We start from the raw sequence: 20,827 nt of genomic DNA, 5'->3' as shown, positions 1-20,827 counted from the left end.
ACCGTAGATCACCTGTCGCACCGGCACGCCCAGAAGTCCCGTTACACCTATCCTTGACGGTGTGGACATTCCGTCGGTGGACCTGAGCAACGGATTCTCGATGCCCATGGTCGGGTTGGGCACGTTCGGCATGCTGGGTCGCCCCAGCATCTCCGCGGTGGCGACAGCGCTCCGGTCTGGCTATCGCATGATCGACACCGCCAGCCGCTACAGCAACGAACGCAGCGTCGGTATGGGACTTCAGGAATCGGGCGTCGCCCGCGACGAGGTCGTGATCCAGACCAAACTCGGTGGTGGCGACCAAGGCTTCGACGAGACCATCACCGCAGCCCAGGACAGTGCGCGGCGTCTCGGTGTGGCCTACATCGACGTCTATCTGATCCATTGGCCCTGCCCGAGTCTGGGACGCACGGTGGAATCCTGGCGGGCGTTGCTCACGCTCGCCGACGAGGGCTTCATCCGAACCGCCGGGGTCTCCAACTTCAAGGAGCATCATCTGCAGATGCTCTACGACGAGACCGGACAGTGGCCGGTCCTGAACCAGATCCAATGCTCCCCGGCACTGGCCCGGCCGAAGCTGCGGGAGTTCATGACGGAGAGGGGAATACACGCGCAGGCGTGGCACCCCACCGGTCGTAAGGAAGGGATGCTCGGAGAGGCTGCGGTGATCGCGCTGGCCCGCAAGTACGGGAAGTCGCCCACCCAGATCGCACTGCGGTGGGCGGTCCAGCACGGTGTCAGCGTGGTACCCAAGTCGTCACACGCGGGACGTCAACGCGAGAACACCGACCTGTTCGACTTCGACTTCGACGCCGACGACCTGGCCGCACTCGCCCGTCTCGACCGGGGAGAGAAGGCGGCCCGCGACTCCGACGTCGAAGAGGAGTACTGAAAGACACCCTCATCCCGGCGGTAGGGTGTCAACGTGTCTCGACCTGATCCCGGCGCCGCCGACGAACACCCGCGCCACGAGGACTACTCCACCCGTCATGCGCTGACGCCGATCGAGTTACCGCTCGACGACGGTGAGGCGTCGACGAATGTGGACCTGAAGACGCAGATCATCCGGTTCATCATCACCGGAGCAGGCTCGGGTGTCCTCGACTTCGGGCTGACGATCCTGCTCCAGTACGTGGTCGGCACACCGTTCTGGATCGCCAAGTCCCTCGGATTCATCCTGGGCACCACGACGGCGTATCTGGCGAACCGGCGATGGACCTTCCAGGCCGAGCCGAGCGCCCTCCGGTTCTTTGCGGTCGCCGCGCTCTACGGTGTCACCTTCTTCGTGAACGTGGGTCTCTACACCTGGCTCTCGCATCAGTGGCCGGAGGAGTTGCTCTACAGCTTCATCGCGTACGTGATCGCGCAGGGCACCGCGACGGTGATCAACTTCGTGGTGCAGCGTCTGGTGATCTTCCGGATCCGCTGACGGGTCGAGTCGATGTCGGAGGCGGTGGTCGTCGGCAGCGGGCCCAACGGGCTGACCGCGGCGGTGATCCTCGCCCGGGCGGGGTGTCGGGTTCGGGTCGTCGAGGCGGCCGACACCATCGGAGGCGGAACCCGCTCGGGAGACGTGTTCGGGACGGGGGCGACACACGATCACTGTTCGGCGTTTCACCCTCTCGGTGCGGGTTCGCCGGCATTTCGCGACCTCGGCCTCGACGGGTACGGGTTGCAGTGGCGGTGGCCCGAGATCGATTGTGCGCATCCGCTCGACGACGGCACAGCAGCGGCGCTGTACCGATCCGTCACCGCGACCGCCGCCGGGCTCGGCGTCGACGAGGCGGTGTGGCGCGACATGATCGGCGGGATGGCCGACGACTTCGACGATCTCGCCGACGACGTCTTGCGGCCCATGCTCGGAGTGCCCCGACATCCGGTGCGTCTGGCGGAGTTCGGTCATCGGGCGTTGTATCCGGCAACCGGTCTGGCGCGGGTGTTCCGGTCCGAGTCGGCTCGCGCATTGTTCGGAGGTGTTGCGGCCCACGCGTTCACCCGGCTGGACCGTCCGGGTTCGGCGGCACCCGGCCTGATGTTGTTGGCCGCGGGGCACCGCCATGGTTGGCCGGTCGCCGAGGGTGGGTCGTCGGCGATCGGTAAAGCGTTGGCCTCGGCACTCATCGATGCCGGTGCCGCCATCGTCACCGGTCAGAGCGTGGAGAGTCTGGCGGATCTCGGCAGCCCCGATGTCGTGCTGCTAGATGTGTCGCCCGGTGCGGCGCTACGGATCATCGGCGAGCGGCTGCCGTGGCGTGTCGCCCGGGCCTACCGTCGGTACCGGCACGGTCCGGCCGCGTTCAAGGTCGATTATCTCGTCGACGGCGACATCGGTTGGGCCGACCCGGTCTGTGGGCGCGCCGGTACCGTCCATCTCGGTGGCACCATCGCCGAGATCGCCGCCTCGGAGGGGGCTGCCGCAGCCGGACGGATGCCGGAGCGGCCGTTCACCCTGGTCGGCCAGCAATGGCTCGCCGATCCGACCAGGGCGCCCGGACGATTGAAGCCGTTGTGGGCGTACGCCCATGTGCCACAGGGCTTCACCGGGGATGCAACCGACGCGATCACCGCGCAGATCGAGCGGTTCGCACCGGGTTTCCGGGACCAGATCGTCGACTCGGTGAGTACGTCTCCGTCCGGGCTGGCGCGCGCCAACCCCAACTACGTCGACGGCGACATCGGTGGCGGGCGTAACGATCTGCGCCATCTGATCGCCAGGCCGAGACTCTCCGCGAACCCGTACGGCACCGGGGTACCCGGCGTCTTCCTGTGTTCGTCGGCGACACCACCCGGCGGTGGGGTACACGGCATGTGCGGCCACAATGCGGCGCAGGCCGCGCTCGCGCACCTCAGACGCTGATCGGGTCCGGACTCAGCCGTTGACCTTGGCGATCACGTTCTCCGCGTACCAGTTCAGGTGTTCGATCTTCTTCTCCAGCGGCTCGGTGTCGGTGCCGGTGACATAGGGCATCCGGAATCCGACGATGACGTCGGTGATCCCCTTGTCCTCCAGACGCTTACACCCGTCCACCGAGTAGGCGTCCATCGAGATCACGTGGATCTCGAACGGGTCGTTGGTCTTGCCTTCGGCCTTGCGGATGTCGGCGATCTTGTCGAGCAGTTCGTCGAGTTCCTCGCCGGGCCCACCGCCGTGCATCCAGCCGTCGCCGCGGATCACCGCGCGGCGCAGTGCGGCATCGGCATGTCCGCCGACGAGCAGCGGGATCGGCTTGGTCGGTGCCGGGTTCATCTTGATCTTCGGGATGTCGTAGAACTCCCCGTGGAACTCGAAGTACTCGCCGGTGGACAGTCCGCGGATGATGTCCATGCATTCGTCCATCCGCTTGCCGCGTCGTTTGAAGTCCACGCCCATGAAGTCGTAGTCCTCTGGCCACGGGCTCGTCCCCACGCCCATCGCGAAGCGGTTGTTGGTCAGACAGGCGATCGACATCGCCTGCTTGGCCACCAGGGCCGGCGGGCGGACGGGCAACTTCACCACGAACGGCGTGAAGCGGATCGTCTCGGTGACCGCTCCGAGAGCGGCCGCCTCGATGAAGGTCTCGATGAATGCCTTCCCGTCGAGGAACTCGCGGTTGCCGTCCGGTGTGTACGGGTAGGTGGCATCGGATTCGTAGGGGTAGGCCAGCGAATCCGGGATGGTGAACCCGGCATAGCCCGCCTTCTCGGCGGCCTGCGCGAGAGGCGCGTAGTAGCTCGGGTCGGTCATGGCCTCGGCAAAGGTGAAGCGCATCGTGCTCCTCGGGACGTGTGACGGTCTTCACCAAGAGTAGAACACGTTCTATTTTGCCGGGAAAGGGCTCGACGTCAGTTGGTGGGAGTCGCCCGGTCCTCGCTGTGGCCGATGGGGCTCGGACTCTGCTCGTCGGCGCCGGGGCCGCGATGGATCCGGATCGATCCCCGCGTCAGGGCTTCGCCGCATTCGGAGCAGACCGGCTCCACGGTCATGGTGTGGCCACAGGTGCGGTGGCTGGTGACGATCGGGGGCTCGGTGTCGATCGCCCATTTGTCCCCCCATTGCCGCAAGGCGGTGAGGACGGTCCAGAGGTCGCGACCCTTCTCGGTCAGGCGGTAGTCGTGGCGTATCGGGTTGTCCTGGTACGGAACCTTGGTCATCACGCCGTGGTCGACGAGGGTGTCGAGACGCCGGGTGAGCACGTTGCGAGCGATGCCGAGGCGCGACGAGAACTCGTCGAATCGGGTCACCCCGAACAGCGCGTCCCGCACGATCAGCAGCGTCCACCACTCGCCGATGACCTCCAGGGTCTGGGCGACCGAGCAGTTCATATCGGCGAACGAGGCGCGCTTCATGTCGACGATGGTAGTGAGTTGCATGACGCAACTCAACCTGCTTTGCTGAGTTGCATGACACAACTCACTGGTGATGTCCGGGAACGCGGGTGCATTCGATGACCGCCGTCGACGTCGTCGAACCGTCGACACCCGGGGTCTCCCGACCCGGTCTGGTCCTGGGCATCCTGTCCCTGGCGGCCTTCATGGCCAGCCTCGACGTGTTCATCGTCAACGTCGCATTCGACGACATCGGGCACGACTTCCACGGCGCCGCGTTGTCGGAGTTGTCCTGGGTGTTGAACGCCTACACGATCATCTACGCGGCACTGCTGGTTCCCGCCGGTCGGATCGTCGATCGATACGGACGCAAGGGCGGATTCCTCGTCGGCCTCGCCATCTTCACCGTAGCGAGTGTGGCATGTGCTGCGGCGCAAGGGATCTGGTGGCTCGTCGCCTTCCGGTGCCTGCAGGCGGTCGGCGCTGCGATCCTGACCCCCGCGAGCCTCGGCCTGGTGGTGTCCACGATGCCCGTCGAGGTGCGTGCGAGGTCGGTGCGGATCTGGGCGGCCACAGGGGCATTGGCGGCGGCGTTGGGTCCGGCGGTCGGCGGACTGCTCGTCGAGATCTCCTGGCGGTGGGTGTTCCTGGTCAACGTCCCCGTCGGCGTCGCGGCACTGATCGCCGGAGGCGCGATGCTGGCGCGATCGCGTAACGCCGCGCAGACCCGACTGCCCGATCTGCTTGGCGCGGTGCTCCTCGCGATGTCGATCGGCGCACTGACGCTCGGACTGGTGCAGGGGCCCGATTGGGGCTGGACCGACACGCGTGTCGTCGGCGCGTGGGTGGTCGCCGCCGTGGCGTTCGCCGGGTTCGTGATCAGTTCGACACGACATCCGGAGCCGCTCATCGATCCGGCGCTGCTGAAGGTCCGGGCGTTCACGTTCGCCAACGTGACCGCCGTGCTCTTCGCGATCCCGTTCGCAGGTGCGCTGCTCGCCAACATCCTGTGGTTGCAACAGGTCTGGGGTTATTCGGCGATCAAGACCGGATTCGCCGTGTCGACCGGACCGCTCATGGTCCCGATCTTCGCTGCCGTCGCGCACCGACTCAGCGCGCGAATCCCGATCGGCGCCATCGTATCCGCCGGCTGCGTGCTGTTCGGCCTGGGAGGCGTCATCATCGCGTTGTCCGTCGACCAGACGCCGGACTATGCCACCGAGGTCCTGCCGGGATGGCTCATCGGCGGCATCGGCGTGGGATTGGCACTGCCGTCGATCCTGTCGTCGGCGACCGCGGACCTGCCCCTCGACCAGTCCGCGACGGGCAGCGCAATCGTCAACATGAGCAGGCAGATCGGGATGTCGCTCGGTGTCAGCCTGCTGGTCGTGGTGCTGGGCACGCCGATCGGTTATGTCGCTGCGCACCAGGCATTTCGAGAAGCCTGGTGGGTGCTCGGAGGTGTTGCCCTGCTCGGTGCGGTCGCCGCGGTCGGCATGACGCCGCGCGAGTCGGGCGGGTGACGCGTACGCGCCGTCCGGCCATCGAATGGCAGTGGGGCCGCTGTCCGGTGTCGGCCGGGAGCAGACGTCCGAGTCAGTGGATGCTCCGGCGAAACGGACCGTGACGCAACCGATGTCCGTAATCTGGTGACATGCAACGCTCACGTTCTCTGTCGATCGCGGTGATCGTGGCCGGGGTGGCGGGCCTCCTCGCGGGGCTGGCGCAGTTCGGTACCCGCGACCCGGTGGTTCACGATCATGTCGAGGGCACCAGTGCCTGGCCTGCACACCTGGTGCTGACGGTGGTCGCGGTCGCATGGATCGCCGCGATCTGGTGGGCGAGACGGACGGGACGCGCACAATGGTTGGTGCCGCTCAACCCGATAGGGGCCGACGCACGCCGACGGTGGGCCGCTCTACGCCCGATCCGACTCGGCACCGCTGCCCGCGGTGCGGTCGCGATCGTGCTCTTTCTCGTCGTGATCTACGGGGTGTGGCGAGCGGCCGAACAGATCACCGCAGGCCTGGACCCGAACTTCACGTCCAACGCATGGGGCGGCCCGAGCTACCTGGGGGCCATGTACTGTCACTACCTCGACGGTGGACTGATCATGGCGGTCGCGGCCGTGCTGCTGAAGGTCGTGCTCCCGTCCGGCGATCGGGCCGGCGAGCGTCACCCTACGGGCGTGTGAACCGTTCGCGTCGACCCAGCCGCCGCAGCCTCAGCCACTCCGCGAAACCCTGCGGGTCACGTTGCTGCACAAGGAAGTACCAGCCGAAGCGTGCGTACTCCTGCGGGATCAGCTTGCGCATGCCCGGTTGGCTCATCAGGTAACCGCGGTTGCGGTAGGTGAAGTAGCGCTTGGTGGGGTTGTCCGGGTACTGGGTGTGCATGCGCCCACCCAGGATCGGCCGGAACTCCTCGGAACCGTCGGGATGCAGATAACCCGCCGTCAGACAGGTGCCGAACGCGAGGCCCGATCGTTGCAACCGCCGGTGGATCTCCACCTCGTCGCCGCGGAAGAACAGTCGCAGATCGGGTACCCCGACCTCCTCGATCGCCTTCGCGGAGAACAACGCTCCGTTGAACAGCGAGGCGATTCCGGGCAGCAGATCGCTTTCGGCCTCGGTCACACTGGCCCCGCTCGCTTCGCTCCCGGCGTCGGTGACATGTGACCCGCTCGCTTCGCTCCCGGCGTCGGCGACATTCGACCCGCTCGCTTCGCTCCCGGCGTCGGCGAACAGTTCTGAGCGCCTACGTCGCCACACCATTCCGCGGCGCAGCGGAAAAGCGAGGGTGTCCGGGTCGTCGATGTTGGCGACCACGGGGGACACCTCGTCGAGGCCATGTCGTCGAGCGCAGTCGAGCAGCGTGCTGAGCACGGCCGGGCCGTCGGGGCGGCCGTCGTCGTCGGCGCACCAGACCCAGTCGGCGCCCAGTGCAAGCGCCTGCAACATCCCGAGCGCAAATCCTCCGGCGCCGCCGAGATTGCGCTGCGATCCCACATAGGTCGACGGAATCGGTTGTCCGGCAACCAGTTCGGCAACCTCGGATTCGTTCCCGTTGTCCACGACGATGAGATGATCGACCGGCCGATCCTGGGTGGCGACCACCGCCAGGGACCGCTCGAGCAATTCGGCGCGACGGTGAGTGACCACCACCGCGACAACGCGGGCCTCGCCGGCCCCCGCGCTCACGACTTCTCCAGATTGGCGAGCACCTTTCGCACGTGCTCGGCGGCCTTGGGACCTTCGTAGGCCCCGACGACGTCCTCGATATCGCCTTCCATGCGTACCTGACCGTGATCAATCCACAGTGCGCGGTCGCACAATTGGGCGAGGAACTCGTTGGAATGGCTGGCGAACACGAGGATGCCGGATCGTTCCACCAGGGCCTGCAGGCGTCCGCGGGCCTTGCGCATGAAGTCCGCGTCGACGGCACCGATGCCCTCGTCGAGAATGAGGATCTCCGGGTCGATGCTGGTGACCACGCCGAGCGCCACACGCACCCGCATACCGGTCGAGTAGGTCCGCAATGGCATCTGGAGGTAGTCGCCGAGCTCGGTGAACTCCGCGATGTCGTCGATCTTCTTGAGCATCTCCTTGCGGGACATACCCAGGAACATGCCGCGGATGATGATGTTCTCGTAGCCGGAGATCTCCGGGTCCATGCCGACGCCGAGGTCGAAGACCGGTGCCACCCGACCGCGGACCCGGCAGGAACCGCGGGTGGGCTCATAGATCCCCGACAGCAGGCGCAGCAGGGTCGACTTGCCCGCGCCGTTGTGCCCCACGAGCCCGACGCGGTCGCCGTGCTGAAGGTGCAGGTTGATGTTCTTCAGCGCCTCGACGACCACCACGTTCGACGAGGTGGAACCGATGACGCCGCCCGCCGCACCGATGACCGATTTCTTCAGCGATCGGGTCTTGGCGTCGAAAATCGGGAAGTCGACACACGCATCCCAGGTGTCGACACGGACTTTGCTCTCAGAAGTCATCTCTCACACCCAGTACGCCACGCGGGCTCGGTAGTTGCGCATCACGAACATCGCCATCAGCCAGCCGACAGCGGTGCAGCCCAGCACGATCGCCCAGTGATAGAACGCCACGGACTGGCCGAGGAGTTCGCCGCGGGTGATCTCCAGATAGTGGTACATCGGATTGATCTCCACCAGCTTCAGCCGCTCCGACGACTGGTGTGCCGTGTTCCCGAGGCTCTCGGTGGTCCAGATGATCGGGGTCATGAAGAACACCAGTTGCACGACGGTGGTGAGTAGCTGACCGATGTCGCGGAAGCGGGTGGACAGGATGCCGAACACGATCGAGACCCACACCGAATTGAGCACGAACAGGATGATCCCCGGGATGATCAGCAGGGCCGTCCACTTCATCGGCGGCGGGAAGATCAAGAAGATGACGACGATGATCACCACGTTGTGCGCGAAGATGATCAGCTGCCGCCACACGACCCGGTAGACGTGCACGCTCACCGGCGCGGGGATCTGCTTGATCAGCCCCTCGTTCTTCGAGAAGATCTCGGCGCCGTCGAGGATCGAACTCTGGATGAAGTTCCAGAAGATGAAGCCGAGCGCCACGTACGGCAAGAAGTTCTTGATGTCCATCCCGAACAGCTCGCCGTACAGCAGGCCCATGGCGACCGCGGTCACACCGGTCGCGATGGTGATCCACAGTGGCCCGAGGACCGAACGGCGATAACGCTGCTTGATGTCCTGCCAGCCGAGGTGCAGCCAGAGCTCCGAGTTCGTCAGCCCGTCGCGCAGATCTTTCACCGCACGTCGCAGGGTGCGGGAGTCGGACACCGCGGGTGGTGCGGGGATCTCGCTGTTGACTACCGATGACACGGGGACCCAGCATACAAGCGGCGCGCACCGACCGGCGGCCGCATCCGACCGGAGGCTGGCCCGACGACCCCGTTCAGAGGTACTGGCCGGTGCTCGGGCCGTGCGAGCCGCCACCCATCACACCGGGTGGGAGAGCCCCCTGACGCATCTGCTCGAGCTGGGCACGTGCCGCCATCTGCTGGGCGAACAGCGCCGTCTGGATGCCGTGGAAGAGTCCTTCCAACCACCCCACCAGCTGGGCCTGGGCGATCCGTAGCTCGGCATCCGACGGGGTCTGGTCGTCGGTGAAGGGCAGAGCGAGGCGTTCGAGTTCCTCACGCAACTCCGGCGCGAGCCCGTCTTCGAGCTCCCGGATCGAGGTCTGATGGATCTCACGCAGCCGATTGCGGCTGGCCTCGTCCAGCGGTGCCGCGCGCACCTCCTCGAGGAGCTGTTTGATCATCGTGCCGATCCGCATCACCTTGGCCGGCTGCTCGACCATGTCGGCGATGCTGTTCGCATCGGCGGCATCGCCGTCACCTGGGGTTTGGCCACCTCCGACGACGATGACGTCCTCTGGATCGCCACCGACACCGGTGCCGGGTGCGCTCACGTTGGGGTCACTGGCTCCGAACGGTCCGGTTGTCATGTCCCCATTGTGCCCAAGCCATATGCGATCGGGCCCGTTACCCCGATGTCTATCGTTGACCCATGCCCTTCGATGTCGCCCACGTGCGTGGATTGTTTCCCTCGCTCGGCGACGGCTGGATCCACCTCGACCCACAGGCCGGGATGCTCATCCCGGACTCGGTGGCCACAGCCGTGTCGACCGGCTTCCGTCATCTCGGCACCGCACCCGGCGGTGTGTACCCGTCGGCGGTGGCCTCCGCCGACGCCGTCGATCGGGCGCGGCGTGCGGTCGCCGACCTGCTCGCCGCGGAACCGTCGACCGTGGTGTTGGGGCCGTCACGCGCGGCCCTGGTGACCGCTCTCGCCGAAGCGATCTCTCCGACGACCTGGTCTCGCGGGACGGTGGTCCTCAGTCGCGCCGACGACGAGGCGAACATCGTGCCGTGGTTGCGGGCCGCCGACCGGGCCGGCGCCCAGGTCCGATGGGCCGAGGTCGACGTCGAGACCGGCGAACTCCCGGCCTGGCAGTTCGCCGAACTGATCGACACCCGTTCGGCGATCGTCGCGGTGACCTTGGCGTCGTCGACGATCGGTGCGATCACCGACGTCGGCGAGATCGTCTCGCATGCCCGGGCCGCGGGTGCGATGACGATCGTCGACGCGACCAGCGCCGCGCCCTATCTCCCGATCGACATCGAGGAACTCGGCGCCGACGTCGTGCTGGTCTCGGCGGAACGGTGGGGCGGACCGAGGGTGGCCGCGATGGCGTTCCGCAGTGTCCTGGGGATGGACCGCCTGCGCGCGGTGTCGATGGATCCGCGGGCCGACGGGCCGGCGCGGCTGGAACCGGAACCTCTGCAGGGCGCGTTGCTGGCCGGGCTGGTCGCGTCGATCGAACACCTCGCCGGGCTCGACGAGAAGGCGATCGGTCGGCGGCGGCAACGTCTGGTCACCTCGCTCGACGGTGTCTACGACTATCTGCAGCGCTTGACCTTTTATCTGACGTCGACGTTGCAGCACCTCAGTCAAGTGTCGGTGGTGGGCAGTGTCGAGAACCGCATCCCGGCCGTCAGTTTCACCGTCGACGGCGTCGGCGCCGACAAGGTGGTGCGACGCCTGGCCGACAACGGGATCTGTGCCTTGGCCGACGTGCCGAGCCGAGCCCTCGGCCGCATGGGCGCAGGCGATTTCGGTGGCGCCGTGACGATCGGACTCGCCCCGTATTCGACGCCGTACGAAGTCGACCACCTGGCCCGAACTCTGGGGTCGCTCGGTTGACCGACACCGTCGAGCGTGTGGCCTGGATCTCCGCTCCCTGACTCGCAATTTGCCATCCTGGGGATTAGGTTTGCGACAATGAAGGTTGTCGCATCGGTCCCCGGAGAGGTGATGAGTGCAGTTCCCAGAGATACCGACGCCTTGCTCACGGACGCTGAACGCGAGGTGTGGCGAGCGTTTGTGAACGGCGGTTGGGGACTGCTGGCGAAGATCACCGCCGCGATGTCGGCGCAGGGCATGACGCAGGCAGATCTGCGGGTTCTGGAGGCGTTGGGCGATTCCCGCACTCGGGGTATCAGTGAACTCGCATCGACGGTGCACATGACGGTGAGCACCGTGTCACGTCAGATCAGCAGGATGGTCGCCGACGGATCCGTGGAACGAGTCGAGTGCGCCGAGGACGCGCGCCACCGATTCGTTCGGATCACCGACCAAGGGCTGGCGGCCCTCGACAAACACGTTCGGGTACGCGATTCGCTCATCCGTGAGCTGGTCATCGAGAAGTTGACCGACGACGAGTACCGGGTGATCGGTGAGGCGTTCGGCAAGATCGAAGCAGGACTCGCCGAGTTGCCGGACTGAGCCTCGGGGCGAGGACCTCCCGTGGAGCCGTGCATGTCGCCGGCTCGCTTGTCGAGGTGACAGGACCCCGAGGAACACACCTCGCGACGGCGCCTCGCTCAGTCGGAGCTCCTCAGCCGACGGTGAGCAGCACCTTGCCGATCGCATCCCCGCTGTCGAGGCGTGCGTGCGCGGCCTCGACGTCGGCGAGCGGGAAGGTCGAGTCGATGATCGGGTCCACGGCTCCGGTCTCGATCAGCGGCCAGGTGATCCGGCGGGTCGTCGCGACCACCTCGGCCTTGGAACCGGCACCGAGGACCGGTCGTGACCGAAGCGTCGTGCCGAACACGGCGGCCCGTTTGGCCATCAACGCACCGATCGCCAGTTCACCCTTCACTCCGCCCTGCATGCCGATGATGACGAGCCGGCCGCCGGTGTTGAGCGCCTCGACGTTGCGGGCGAGGTACTTGGCACCGATGATGTCGAGGATCACGTCGGCGCCGCCGCTGTCCCGGACGACCTGCACGAAGTCTTCTGACGTGTAGTCGATCACGATGTCGGCGCCGAGTTCTCGACAGCGGGTGAGCTTGTCGGCAGTCCGAGCGGTCACCGCCACGCGGGCGCCGAGCGCGTGCGCCACCTGGATCGCGTGCGTGCCGATACCGCTCGAGCCGCCGTGGACGAGGAGCAGTTCCTGATCGCGCAGTTGCGCGGTCATCAGCAGATTCGACGCGACGGTACAGGCGACCTCGGGCAACCCGGCCGCCTCGACGAGATCCACATCGGTGGGTTTCGGCAGCACCTGCACCGCGGGAACGGCCACCTTCTCGGCATAGCCGCCGCCGGCGAGCAACGCGCAGACCTCGTCGCCGATCGTCCAATCGGTGACCCTGCTGCCGACAGCGGCGATCCGGCCGGACACCTCGAGCCCGATGGTGTCGACCGCGCCTGGCGGCGGCGGATAAAACCCGCGACGCTGCAACAGGTCGGCGCGGTTGACCCCGGCGGCCACGACGTCGATCACCACGTCGTCGGGTCCCGGTTCGGGGTCGGGCAGGGTGACGATGGACAGCTGGTCGGTTCCGGCTATGGCACGCACCCTTGCGATGCTGTCACATGCGGGTTGGCTGCGTCGGGGCGATCGGTGTCCAGTAGCCTTTCTCAGCAGGGAAGCGTGGCAGAGCGGCCGAATGCACTCGCCTTGAAAGCGAGCGTGGGTAAAACCACCGGGGGTTCAAATCCCTCCGCTTCCGCCGGATATGCCGGGCGTCCATGTGCGGCAAAATCACCAAACGCGGACCTTCCAGGCAAACGCGGACGAAGCTTCACCCGCGTTTGCTGACAAGGTCCGCGTTTGTTCGGTGACTCGACGCAATCGGTCAGGTGCGCGACGCCGTCCGCCGGCGTGGACGCGCGCACCGACCGTCGGCCGAGCACGACGATGCTCGGGACTATCGTCGTGCCGGTGACCACAGCATCGACGCAGCGTGAAGGATTGGGACCGCGACTGCTCCTGGCTCTGGCGCTGCTGTCCGCGACAGCTCCGATCGCGACCGACCTCTATCTGCCGTCGTTTCTCGAGGTCAAGGAATCACTGCACACGGACGCGACAAGCGTGCAGTTGACGTTGACCGCGTTCCTCGTCGGTGTCGCGGTCGGCCAGGTCCTGTGGGGTCCCATCTCCGATCGCTTCGGTCGGCGACTTCCTCTTCTGATCGGTTCTGCGGCAGCGGTTGTCGCCGGTGTGGTGGTGGTGCTGGCCCCCAACATCGAGATCCTGATCGCGTCTCGCTTCGTCCAGGCGGTGGCGGCGGCAGCGGGCATGGTGATCGCCCGGGCGATCATCGCCGATCTGCTGATCGGTTTCGCGGGTGCACGGTCGATGACGTTGATGATGACGATCCAAAGTCTGGCGCCGGTGATCGCGCCGGTGATCGGCGGTGTGCTCGCCGGTCATGTGTCGTGGCGCGGCGTGCTCGGCGTGATCCTCGCCGCCACCGTGCTGCAGCTGATCATGGCGGTGACGTCGGTGCCCGAGACCCTGCCGACCGAACAGCGGGCGACCCGACTCGGCGTCGGCGACCTCGCCGGCCGGTTCCGCAAGCCCGGTTTCCTCGCCTACGTGTTCACACAGGCCTTCGCCTTCGGTTCCCTCATGTCCTACATCTCGAGTTCGTCGTTCGTCTACCAACGTGTCTTGGGCACATCGTCATTGGTCTACGGGCTGTGCTTCGCCGTCAACGCGCTGGGGATGACGGCGGCGGGCCTGGTCGCCGCGCGCCTGTCCCGACGACACGTTCATCCGGCCCACACGATCCGAGTCGCCCTGCCGGTGTTGTTGGTCGCGTCGGTGTGTGTCCTCGGCGCGGTGCTCTCGCCGATGCCGGTGCTGCTGGTGGTGCCGTTGTTCGTGGCGGTGACGTCGGTGGGGTTCGTGATGGGCAACAGTGCTGCCCTGGCGATGGAGCACACGCGTGACGCCGCAGGTGCGGGCAGCGCCGTCCTGGGCGGGATCATGTTCCTGGTGGGCGGCGTGATCTCCCCTCTGGGTGGCCTGGCCGGCGACGATACCGCGGTGCCGATGGCGTGCGTGATGTCGATCTCGGCGGTCGCTGCTGTCGGATGTTTCGCGCTCGCAAGGGTTTTCGCGAGCCGCAATCCCGAGGGCGAGGCGGCGTTCGCCGCCCCGACCACGCGGCCGTGAGCGACCTTCAGGAGCCGTGGCGCCGCGCTGCCGACGCGAAACCCAACCACGTGTGCCGATTACCTGCCCAGCACCAGCCGACCTTGGGTGCGCCCTTGCGTTCTCGCCCGTCGCGACCGGTGCCGCCCGAGATCCAGATCGCCGGTGTGCGGGCGTCGAGCCGACCGTTCGGTTTGGTCAGCCGCGATCCGATCGTCATGAAGCAGTGGTTGGGCGCGAGCCGCTCGGGTTGTTGCAGCAGCCAGGCGATGCCCTCGCCGACGGTCAGTGGTGTGCGGCCGGCGTCGGCGATCGCGGGGAGCGCTTCGTCGGGACTCCAGTTGGCCATCTCGTCGCCCCGGTCGATCCCCGAGATCACGTAGAAGGGTCGGTCCGGCACGTCGACCGTGGGGATCGGATCGAAGGCGTCGAGATCGGTCATGTCGACGACGACGAATCCCGGCTTGCCGTCGCGGGTCAGCAGGGTGGCGGCGTCCGACGGCCGCAGCGTCGACGGCGCGGGCACCAGCAGTGCGTCCGGAACGTCGGCGCATGCGCGAACGGCATCGAGGATCTCTGCATCGGAGAGGCCGGTGAGGGGGCCCGCGCCGAGATCGATCAGGCGGCGGGCCTGGGTGGCGAGGTCGGGGAGGTCGTCGACGAATGGCGGCACCGGCCCGAGGATACGCCGAACATCATCGATTGCGGCGGCAGCGATCTCGGGCGGTCGGCTTCACGCCACCGTCGCGGTCACCAGCAGGTACTCCCACGCCATCTGCCCGTCGACGAGGTGGCGGTCGCCGAGTTCGGCCATGGCCGCGTCGAGTTCGGCAGCGCGCCGGTCGTCGTCGCCGATGGCCCCGAAGGTGGCGATGGTCGGACCGTAGTTGGCCTTGAAGAAGTCGCGGAACGCAGCGCCGTCGGCAAATCGGGTGACCGGAAGTGACTCGACGGTCGTGCTGAAGCCGCGTACCCGATCGCCGAAGAGGGAACGGACATGATCGGCATCGCCCCACAGCACACCCGGCTGTGCCCCGGGAGGCGGCGCAGGCGCATACGGCTTCATGGCGGTGAACAGTTCGCCGATGAAACCGGTTGGGGTCCAGTCGATCAGACCGATGCGTCCACCGCGACGGGTAACCCGGACGAGTTCGTCGGCGCACGCCTGATGATGCGGCGCGAACATCACGCCGACGCACGACACCGCTGCGTCGAACGTTGCGTCGTCGAACGGCAGGTCCTCCGCGTCGGCGGTCCGCCAGGTGATGGCGAGTTCGTCTCGGACCCGGGCCTCGCCGACCTGCAGCAGTTCGGGCGTCAGGTCCGTCGCCACGACATGCGCCCCGGCGCGGGCGGCAGGGATCGCCACGTTTCCGGCGCCGGCCGCCACGTCGACGACCCGCTCGTCGGCGGCGATCTGCACGGCCTCCACGAGACGATCCCCGAGCGGGGCGATCACGTCGGCCACCACGGGGTAGTCCCCGGAGGCCCACAATGCGCGGTGCTTGGCCTTGATGGCGGCGTCGGTGGCGATGCTGTCGATGGTCATGATGTTCTCCTCGGTTCGGCTGAAGCGTTTCGAGCATCCCGCCGAGTCGGTCATCGCTGCCAGATCAGGAAATGAAGCACCGACGGTTCTGAATCTGTACTGGTCAAGCAGATGGTCACCGGTGTGTACTGGACAGACTCGACGCAAAGGTGCCGCTCATGACCGCCTACGGACAATTCTGTCCTGTCGCCAAGGCGATGGAACTGCTCGACGAGCGATGGACGATTCTCGTGATCCGAGAACTGCTGTTGGGCAGCAGACATTTCAACGAACTACGGCGGGGCGTCCCGAAGATGTCGCCCGCATTGCTCACCAAACGGCTACGGACCCTGGAGCGTGCGGGTGTGGTGCGTCGCTCGCAGGTGGGTGGTCGTTCGGTCTACACCCTCACCGACAAGGGGGAGGAACTGCGTGACATCGTCGCGGGGCTGAGCGCGTGGGGTGTGCGCTGGATCGGAGAGCTCGGCGACGCCGATCTCGATCCGCATCTGCTGATGTGGGATATCCGCCGCACGATCCCGATCGACCGGTGGCCCCGACGACGAACCATGGTGGAGTTCACTTTTCGAGACGTCGTCGGCAAGGCGGGCTCGTGGTGGCTGGTCGTCGACGGCGGTGAGTCGCAGGTGTGCGATTTCCACCCGGGCTACGACGTCGATGCCACCGTGGTCACCGATCTGCGGACCCTGACCGAGGTGTGGCGCGGCGACATCGACTGGTCGACGGGACTGCGCGACGACCGGATCACTGTTCTGGCGCCGTCGGGGGTGCGTCGGGAGGTCCCGGACTGGATCGGGCAGAGCACCTCGGCTGCCGTTCCCCGGCCTGCGTGATCGCGAGATGTGAAAGACGCTGGATCACAACCAATCACGCCGCCGGAAGCTGACATAGAGGGCGGCGACGAGGACCACGATCAGCACGGTGCTGGTGGCGAAACCGATCGGTTGGGAGAAGCCGGGGAAGGGCACATTCTGTCCGTACCATCCGGTGATCGCGGTCGGTACGGCGATGATGGCCGCCCAACCGGTCAACTTCTTCATGACGGTGTTCAGCCGGGCGTCGGCCAGCGACAGATTCGTCTCGAACACGGTGGTGACCATGTCGCGCAACGATTCCGTCCACTCCGCGGCCCGTAGCGCATGATCGTAGAGATCGGAGAAGTGCGGATCGAGTTCGGGCGGGGCGTGGTTGTCGAACCGTCGTCGCTGGATGCCGCCGATCACCTCGCGCATCGGCAGCACCACCCTGCGCAGCACCACGAGATCCTTACGCAGGTCATAGGTCTGCCGCTGCAACGCGCGCGCGGCAACCTTCTCGTCGAACAGCATGCTCTCGAGACCCTCGATCGCGTCGTCGAGTTGCTGTACCGCGTCGAAGTGGCCGTCGACGACCACGTCGAGCAGTCCGTGCAGCAGGGCCCCGATCCCGTATTGTTCGCCACCGATGTCGGCCCACCGTTGCACCACGGTGTCGATGTCGAACCCGCTCGTGCGGCGCACGGTGATCAGTGCGTTGTCTTTCACGAAGACCGAAATACGATGCAGTTCAAAGGCATTGGCCTTCTGTGACGGACTCGGGTCGCCGGTTCCGCCGTCGTCGGGCTGTTTCTCGGTGACCGCGTAGACCATCAGGAACGTGTGGTGGGCGTAGGCGACGGTCTTGACCCGCTCGGCCGCCGACGTGGTGTCCTCGACCGCGAACGGATCGAGGTCGAGTTCGTCGGCGAGCGCGGTCATCGTCTCGTGCGTGGGGCATTCCAGATCTGCCCACACCAGGAGATCGGGGTCGTCGGGGCAGTCGGAGATCTTGCTCAGGTCGAATCCGTCGACCTTGTGGCCATCGCGCCAGATCTGACCGCGGATGCGTTCCGACATGCCCACATCCTGCCATCGCGGCGACGGATGGCAGGATCGCGACATGGCCGCGCGGATACCGTCCCTCACCGGAATTCGCACCGTGGCCGCGTTGTCGGTGTGTCTCACCCACGCCGCGTTCTGGACCGGGCACTACACCGACGACTATCTCGGTCGGCTGCTGGCGCGCTTCGAGATCGGTGTCGCCATCTTCTTCGTGCTGTCGGGCTACCTGCTGTTCATGCCGTGGGTGCGGTCGATGGTCGACGGGCGCAGTACACCGTCGGTGGGGCGCTACTTCTGGCACCGGGCACGACGCATCCTGCCCGCGTACTGGCTCACGGTCATCGTCGTGTACCTGCTGTACCGCGTCTACGAGCCCGCCGACGCGGCCCCGACCGGGACCGGCTGGGACGGTTTCGTGCGCAACATGACCCTCACGCAGGTCTACGGTCTGGGGCACCTGCACTCGGGACTCACACAGATGTGGAGTCTGGCGGCCGAGGTCGTGTTCTACCTCGCCCTCCCGGCGATCGGCTGGATTCTGGTGGTGGCGGTGTGCCGCCGACGGTGGCGACCGGACCTGCTCCTGGCCGGTCTCGCCGTGTTGATGCTGGTGTCGCCGATCTGGTCGGTCGTCGTGGCGGGCAGCGCGGGCATCAACCCGACGGCCCGACTCTGGGCGCCTGCCTTCTTCGGGTGGTTCGTGGCCGGTATGGGCCTGGCCGTGTGCACACATCTGGTTCGCCGATGGAATGCCACGGTGTCGTTCGCCGTCGCGATCGTCGCGTTCCTGATCTCCGGGACGGCAATCGCCGGAGAACCCACCATCACGCCGACCACGGCGTCGGCGACGATCGTCAAACACGTCCTCTATCTCGTCGTCGCCGTCGGTCTGATCGGGCCGCTGACCATACGGGACCAGTCCGGCTGGTGGGCGCGCTGCTGCGCCAGCCGCCCGATGGTGTGGCTCGGCGAGATCTCCTACGAGTTCTTCCTGGTGCACGTGGTGGTCCTCGAGGTGGTCATGGACCTGCTCGGCTATGGCGTCTTCACGGGATCGATGCCGATCGCGTTCGTCGCCACCACCGCGGTCTCGGTGCCGGTGGCATGGTTGCTGCACCGGGTCACGGCACCGCTGTGGCGACTTCGCACGCCTCGGGCAGTCGGTGACCACAGGTAGCATCGAAACGTCAGGTCGACACGGAATCGAGGCGCAGCCGATGGGTGACAACCGGGGTCTTCGCACCCAGATCACGACGAGTGACGAGATCCGCTCATGGTGTCATCAGTCGCGCCTGCCGGGCGACCGTCCGGAACTCTCGGATGTGGCGTCGGTGCTGATCGCCTCCGGATTCCTGACCCCCGCCGGGCGCGCCATCATGGTGCGCCGCATCTCCACCGGGCTTCGGATTCCGACGTTGCCGAGCGGCTTCGGGGATCTACGCCGACTGCAGCGAGCGATCGCCCAGACCGACCATCAACTCGCCAATCCGATGATGCCGAGCGTCGTCGCCGCGGTGATGCGCAACCGACTCGGTGGGTTGCAGCGCCGGCGCGACGAGGTGCGCAAGATCGTGGTCACCGGCAAGGGGGTCTTCGCCGGTGGCACTCGCGCGATCCGTCGCGAGCGTCGGGAGAACATCTATCTGGAGATCGAGGAGCGGGAGCGGCTGTTCGGTGGGCTCATGTGCACGCCGACCCCCAACGTGAACACCGCGGGATACGTCCGACGGGCGGGCACCGCAGCGTTCGATCGCCTCGCCGGCGTGGTCGGACAGTTCGCCGCGCGTTCGGGCCATCCGGAGGCCGCCGAATGGGCCGGTCAGATCTTGTCGCCGGACCGCGGCGATTCGGGGACCGTCGCGGCCACACCCGGATCGGCAGCCTTCGTCGACGGATACGAGACCCTGTTGTTCACCGCGGGGCATTTCTACGACCGCATCGTCGCGAACCCGGCGTGGCGGTCCGACCATTTCGAGGTCCAGCGCACCCAGGTCAACCTGCACGCCGAGCTGGCCGAGATCGCGGCCGATGTGATCGCGTTGCGGGCCGTCCGGCTCGATCTCGACCGGGCGAAGGCCAACGGGGGATTCGACAGATCGTTCGCCGAACACATCGACCGCCGCGAGACCACACTGCGCCCGGTGTGGACGGAGCTGATCGATCGCGTCCAGGCTCTCGGCGAGGTGGCGGGCGTCGTCGAGTCGGCGGCCGTCGAGTTGCGGGTGCTCGCGGAGTACAACCGCACCACCACCATCGATGACCGCATCGACGAACTGATCGCACGGTCGGGAGATCGCGAGATCTCTGTCGACAACGCCAAGCGTCTCACCGAGCAGGTGCGCAGCGGTGAAGAACAGTTGCGGATCTATCGAGATGTATTGCAGGGCAACATTGCTCGCATTTCTCCGGCGGCCGGTCGCGAACTCCCGGCCCGGTACGAACCCAACTGAACGGTTACCGCGACCACGACCGCAGGAACTCCTTCTCGACGGCGGTCAGTCGGCGCAGCGAGTGCGCTTCGACGTCGACCACCGCCATCTGGGTACTCGCGACGCATGCCGGCTTGGTCGACGAATCGTCGTCGGCGCCACGGATCTCGTAGCCGATGGTGAAGTCGACCGAGCGAAAACCCTTGATCCACATGCCGATCCGCAGCGGGGTGTCTTCGTGGCGGAGCTGACGCTGATAGCGGATCTCCACGTGCACGATCATCGCGCTCATGATCAGTTGGGCGTAGTCGGCGGCGCTGTTCGGCTCGTCCGGGTGATCGTCGGCGTTCGCCGGCCCGCCCGATTCGCGGGCGGAGCGAAGCCATTCGATGCGCGCTTCCTCCATCAACGTGACCATGCGGGCGTGGTTGATGTGACCGAACGCGTCCATGTCGGACCACCGGACCCCTACCTCGGCGACGAACGCGAACTCGTCGGCCGCGAGTGTGCCGTTCGTCGGTGACGTGGACGTGTCACGACCGGTTGGTGTCGGCGTCATGAGCGTGGCCCTCCCGTTGTCATCAAACCGTGCCCTGTTTATCCGGTCGAATACCGTTCTCGTCTTCCGAGAGCGGTTACCCATCAGTACCCTGTGAGGGAAGAACGCGGAGCCATGGGGGGCGCCGCGCA

At 66.6% G+C, this 20,827-nt stretch carries 22 protein-coding genes and 1 tRNA gene; 12 read left to right on the top strand and 11 right to left on the bottom strand.

The features are described 5' to 3' along the window. Nucleotides 1-61 precede the first annotated feature (61 nt). Genes AAFP35_RS17075 through AAFP35_RS17065 form a run of 3 tightly spaced genes read left to right on the top strand, consistent with a single transcriptional unit; the run spans nucleotide 62 to nucleotide 2,857 of the window. A complete protein-coding gene (locus tag AAFP35_RS17075) occupies nucleotides 62-892 on the top strand; it encodes an aldo/keto reductase (RefSeq protein WP_419222822.1) in 831 nt (276 codons plus the stop codon). A gap of 33 nt (nucleotides 893-925) precedes the next feature. Continuing rightward, the gene (locus AAFP35_RS17070; RefSeq protein WP_419222821.1) at nucleotides 926-1,429 is read left to right on the top strand and encodes a GtrA family protein; all 504 of its coding nucleotides are present in this window, start codon (nucleotides 926-928) and stop codon (nucleotides 1,427-1,429) included. Between the two features lie 12 nt (nucleotides 1,430-1,441). Next, a complete protein-coding gene (locus AAFP35_RS17065) occupies nucleotides 1,442-2,857 on the top strand; it encodes a phytoene desaturase family protein (protein ID WP_419222820.1) in 1,416 nt (471 codons plus the stop codon). 12 nt (nucleotides 2,858-2,869) lie between these two features. On the opposite strand, the gene AAFP35_RS17060 is transcribed toward AAFP35_RS17065, so the two are convergent. Further along, a complete protein-coding gene (locus AAFP35_RS17060; RefSeq protein ID WP_419222819.1) occupies nucleotides 2,870-3,748 on the bottom strand; it encodes a TIGR03619 family F420-dependent LLM class oxidoreductase in 879 nt (292 codons plus the stop codon). Between the two features lie 74 nt (nucleotides 3,749-3,822). Then, nucleotides 3,823-4,326, bottom strand: coding sequence for a winged helix-turn-helix transcriptional regulator (locus tag AAFP35_RS17055; protein WP_419222818.1), 504 nt, complete (start codon nucleotides 4,324-4,326; stop codon nucleotides 3,823-3,825). 98 nt (nucleotides 4,327-4,424) lie between these two features. Here AAFP35_RS17055 and AAFP35_RS17050 point away from each other — a divergent pair, with 98 nt between their 5' ends. Together AAFP35_RS17050 and AAFP35_RS17045 are read left to right on the top strand one after the other, a co-directional pair. Further along, entirely contained in the window at nucleotides 4,425-5,828 is a 1,404-nt protein-coding gene (locus AAFP35_RS17050) for an MFS transporter (protein ID WP_419222817.1), read from the top strand. Nucleotides 5,829-5,959: 131 nt separating this feature from the next. After that, nucleotides 5,960-6,499: a hypothetical protein gene (locus tag AAFP35_RS17045; protein ID WP_419222816.1), complete on the top strand. Its 540-nt coding sequence runs from the start codon at nucleotides 5,960-5,962 to the stop codon at nucleotides 6,497-6,499. Here the strand turns inward: AAFP35_RS17045 and AAFP35_RS17040 are convergent. The 4 genes from AAFP35_RS17040 to AAFP35_RS17025 all read right to left on the bottom strand — a co-directional run bounded on the left by AAFP35_RS17040 (nucleotide 6,486) and on the right by AAFP35_RS17025 (nucleotide 9,797). After that, nucleotides 6,486-7,505 (bottom strand): glycosyltransferase, encoded by a 1,020-nt coding sequence (locus tag AAFP35_RS17040; protein WP_419222815.1) that lies wholly within the window; start codon nucleotides 7,503-7,505, stop codon nucleotides 6,486-6,488. The two genes, AAFP35_RS17045 and AAFP35_RS17040, sit on opposite strands and share 14 nt — an antisense overlap. Next, nucleotides 7,502-8,305: an ABC transporter ATP-binding protein gene (locus tag AAFP35_RS17035; protein ID WP_419222814.1), complete on the bottom strand. Its 804-nt coding sequence runs from the start codon at nucleotides 8,303-8,305 to the stop codon at nucleotides 7,502-7,504. The genes AAFP35_RS17040 and AAFP35_RS17035 overlap by 4 nt, the downstream gene beginning before the upstream one ends. Nucleotides 8,306-8,308: 3 nt before the next feature. Then, nucleotides 8,309-9,169 (bottom strand): ABC transporter permease, encoded by an 861-nt coding sequence (locus AAFP35_RS17030; RefSeq protein ID WP_419222813.1) that lies wholly within the window; start codon nucleotides 9,167-9,169, stop codon nucleotides 8,309-8,311. 73 nt (nucleotides 9,170-9,242) lie between these two features. Further along, nucleotides 9,243-9,797, bottom strand: a complete 555-nt coding sequence (locus AAFP35_RS17025) for a bacterial proteasome activator family protein (protein WP_419222812.1) — start codon at nucleotides 9,795-9,797, stop codon at nucleotides 9,243-9,245. 62 nt (nucleotides 9,798-9,859) lie between these two features. On the opposite strand from AAFP35_RS17025, the gene AAFP35_RS17020 reads away from it, so the two are divergent. Together AAFP35_RS17020 and AAFP35_RS17015 are read left to right on the top strand one after the other, a co-directional pair. Further along, complete coding sequence (locus AAFP35_RS17020; RefSeq protein WP_419222811.1) at nucleotides 9,860-11,056, top strand: cysteine desulfurase-like protein; 1,197 nt, start codon at nucleotides 9,860-9,862, stop codon at nucleotides 11,054-11,056. 111 nt (nucleotides 11,057-11,167) lie between these two features. Beyond that, nucleotides 11,168-11,638, top strand: a complete 471-nt coding sequence (locus AAFP35_RS17015) for a MarR family winged helix-turn-helix transcriptional regulator (RefSeq protein WP_419222810.1) — start codon at nucleotides 11,168-11,170, stop codon at nucleotides 11,636-11,638. A 112-nt stretch (nucleotides 11,639-11,750) separates the two neighbouring features. On the opposite strand, the gene AAFP35_RS17010 is transcribed toward AAFP35_RS17015, so the two are convergent. After that, on the bottom strand, nucleotides 11,751-12,716 hold the full coding sequence (locus tag AAFP35_RS17010; RefSeq protein ID WP_419222809.1) for an NAD(P)H-quinone oxidoreductase: 966 nt from the start codon (nucleotides 12,714-12,716) through the stop codon (nucleotides 11,751-11,753). A gap of 69 nt (nucleotides 12,717-12,785) precedes the next feature. On the opposite strand from AAFP35_RS17010, the gene AAFP35_RS17005 reads away from it, so the two are divergent. Further along, a tRNA-Ser gene (locus AAFP35_RS17005) sits at nucleotides 12,786-12,870 on the top strand. Nucleotides 12,871-13,058: 188 nt separating this feature from the next. Further along, nucleotides 13,059-14,321 (top strand): multidrug effflux MFS transporter, encoded by a 1,263-nt coding sequence (locus AAFP35_RS17000; RefSeq protein WP_419222808.1) that lies wholly within the window; start codon nucleotides 13,059-13,061, stop codon nucleotides 14,319-14,321. Nucleotides 14,322-14,328: 7 nt separating this feature from the next. On the opposite strand, the gene AAFP35_RS16995 is transcribed toward AAFP35_RS17000, so the two are convergent. Both AAFP35_RS16995 and AAFP35_RS16990 read right to left on the bottom strand, forming a co-directional pair. Beyond that, a complete protein-coding gene (locus AAFP35_RS16995) occupies nucleotides 14,329-14,973 on the bottom strand; it encodes a DUF5701 family protein (protein ID WP_419222807.1) in 645 nt (214 codons plus the stop codon). Between the two features lie 60 nt (nucleotides 14,974-15,033). After that, nucleotides 15,034-15,849, bottom strand: a complete 816-nt coding sequence (locus AAFP35_RS16990) for a class I SAM-dependent methyltransferase (RefSeq protein WP_419222806.1) — start codon at nucleotides 15,847-15,849, stop codon at nucleotides 15,034-15,036. A gap of 158 nt (nucleotides 15,850-16,007) precedes the next feature. Here AAFP35_RS16990 and AAFP35_RS16985 point away from each other — a divergent pair, with 158 nt between their 5' ends. Then, nucleotides 16,008-16,682, top strand: a complete 675-nt coding sequence (locus AAFP35_RS16985; RefSeq protein WP_419222805.1) for a winged helix-turn-helix transcriptional regulator — start codon at nucleotides 16,008-16,010, stop codon at nucleotides 16,680-16,682. A 24-nt stretch (nucleotides 16,683-16,706) separates the two neighbouring features. Here the strand turns inward: AAFP35_RS16985 and AAFP35_RS16980 are convergent, their stop codons facing one another. Then, nucleotides 16,707-17,723 (bottom strand): magnesium transporter CorA family protein, encoded by a 1,017-nt coding sequence (locus AAFP35_RS16980; RefSeq protein ID WP_419222804.1) that lies wholly within the window; start codon nucleotides 17,721-17,723, stop codon nucleotides 16,707-16,709. A 43-nt stretch (nucleotides 17,724-17,766) separates the two neighbouring features. Between AAFP35_RS16980 and AAFP35_RS16975 the strand changes: the two genes are divergently transcribed. Together AAFP35_RS16975 and AAFP35_RS16970 are read left to right on the top strand one after the other, a co-directional pair. After that, on the top strand, nucleotides 17,767-18,885 hold the full coding sequence (locus AAFP35_RS16975) for an acyltransferase family protein (RefSeq protein WP_419222912.1): 1,119 nt from the start codon (nucleotides 17,767-17,769) through the stop codon (nucleotides 18,883-18,885). Between the two features lie 40 nt (nucleotides 18,886-18,925). Beyond that, nucleotides 18,926-20,158, top strand: a complete 1,233-nt coding sequence (locus AAFP35_RS16970) for a hypothetical protein (protein WP_419222803.1) — start codon at nucleotides 18,926-18,928, stop codon at nucleotides 20,156-20,158. Nucleotides 20,159-20,162: 4 nt separating this feature from the next. Here AAFP35_RS16970 and AAFP35_RS16965 read toward each other — a convergent pair whose 3' ends face one another. After that, nucleotides 20,163-20,696 (bottom strand): acyl-CoA thioesterase, encoded by a 534-nt coding sequence (locus AAFP35_RS16965; RefSeq protein ID WP_419222802.1) that lies wholly within the window; start codon nucleotides 20,694-20,696, stop codon nucleotides 20,163-20,165. Nucleotides 20,697-20,827: the final 131 nt, after the last annotated feature.

Source organism: Gordonia sp. CPCC 206044, assembly GCF_048537895.1.
Classification (GTDB): Bacteria; Actinomycetota; Actinomycetes; order Mycobacteriales; family Mycobacteriaceae; genus Gordonia.
Note: the sequence above shows the minus strand (reverse complement) of the source record. Positions and strands in the feature narration are given on the sequence as shown.

Coding starts and splice junctions, on each gene's coding strand:
- AAFP35_RS17065 (WP_419222820.1), top strand. CDS start 1,442: ATGTCGGAGGCGGTGGTCGTCGGCAGCGGGCCCAACGGGCTGACCGCG.
- AAFP35_RS17060 (WP_419222819.1), bottom strand. CDS start 3,748: ATGCGCTTCACCTTTGCCGAGGCCATGACCGACCCGAGCTACTACGCG.
- AAFP35_RS17055 (WP_419222818.1), bottom strand. CDS start 4,326: ATGAAGCGCGCCTCGTTCGCCGATATGAACTGCTCGGTCGCCCAGACC.
- AAFP35_RS17050 (WP_419222817.1), top strand. CDS start 4,425: ATGACCGCCGTCGACGTCGTCGAACCGTCGACACCCGGGGTCTCCCGA.
- AAFP35_RS17045 (WP_419222816.1), top strand. CDS start 5,960: ATGCAACGCTCACGTTCTCTGTCGATCGCGGTGATCGTGGCCGGGGTG.
- AAFP35_RS17035 (WP_419222814.1), bottom strand. CDS start 8,305: ATGACTTCTGAGAGCAAAGTCCGTGTCGACACCTGGGATGCGTGTGTC.
- AAFP35_RS17025 (WP_419222812.1), bottom strand. CDS start 9,797: ATGACAACCGGACCGTTCGGAGCCAGTGACCCCAACGTGAGCGCACCC.
- AAFP35_RS17020 (WP_419222811.1), top strand. CDS start 9,860: ATGCCCTTCGATGTCGCCCACGTGCGTGGATTGTTTCCCTCGCTCGGC.
- AAFP35_RS17015 (WP_419222810.1), top strand. CDS start 11,168: ATGAGTGCAGTTCCCAGAGATACCGACGCCTTGCTCACGGACGCTGAA.
- AAFP35_RS17000 (WP_419222808.1), top strand. CDS start 13,059: ATGCTCGGGACTATCGTCGTGCCGGTGACCACAGCATCGACGCAGCGT.
- AAFP35_RS16990 (WP_419222806.1), bottom strand. CDS start 15,849: ATGACCATCGACAGCATCGCCACCGACGCCGCCATCAAGGCCAAGCAC.
- AAFP35_RS16985 (WP_419222805.1), top strand. CDS start 16,008: ATGACCGCCTACGGACAATTCTGTCCTGTCGCCAAGGCGATGGAACTG.
- AAFP35_RS16980 (WP_419222804.1), bottom strand. CDS start 17,723: ATGTCGGAACGCATCCGCGGTCAGATCTGGCGCGATGGCCACAAGGTC.
- AAFP35_RS16975 (WP_419222912.1), top strand. CDS start 17,767: ATGGCCGCGCGGATACCGTCCCTCACCGGAATTCGCACCGTGGCCGCG.
- AAFP35_RS16970 (WP_419222803.1), top strand. CDS start 18,926: ATGGGTGACAACCGGGGTCTTCGCACCCAGATCACGACGAGTGACGAG.
- AAFP35_RS16965 (WP_419222802.1), bottom strand. CDS start 20,696: ATGACGCCGACACCAACCGGTCGTGACACGTCCACGTCACCGACGAAC.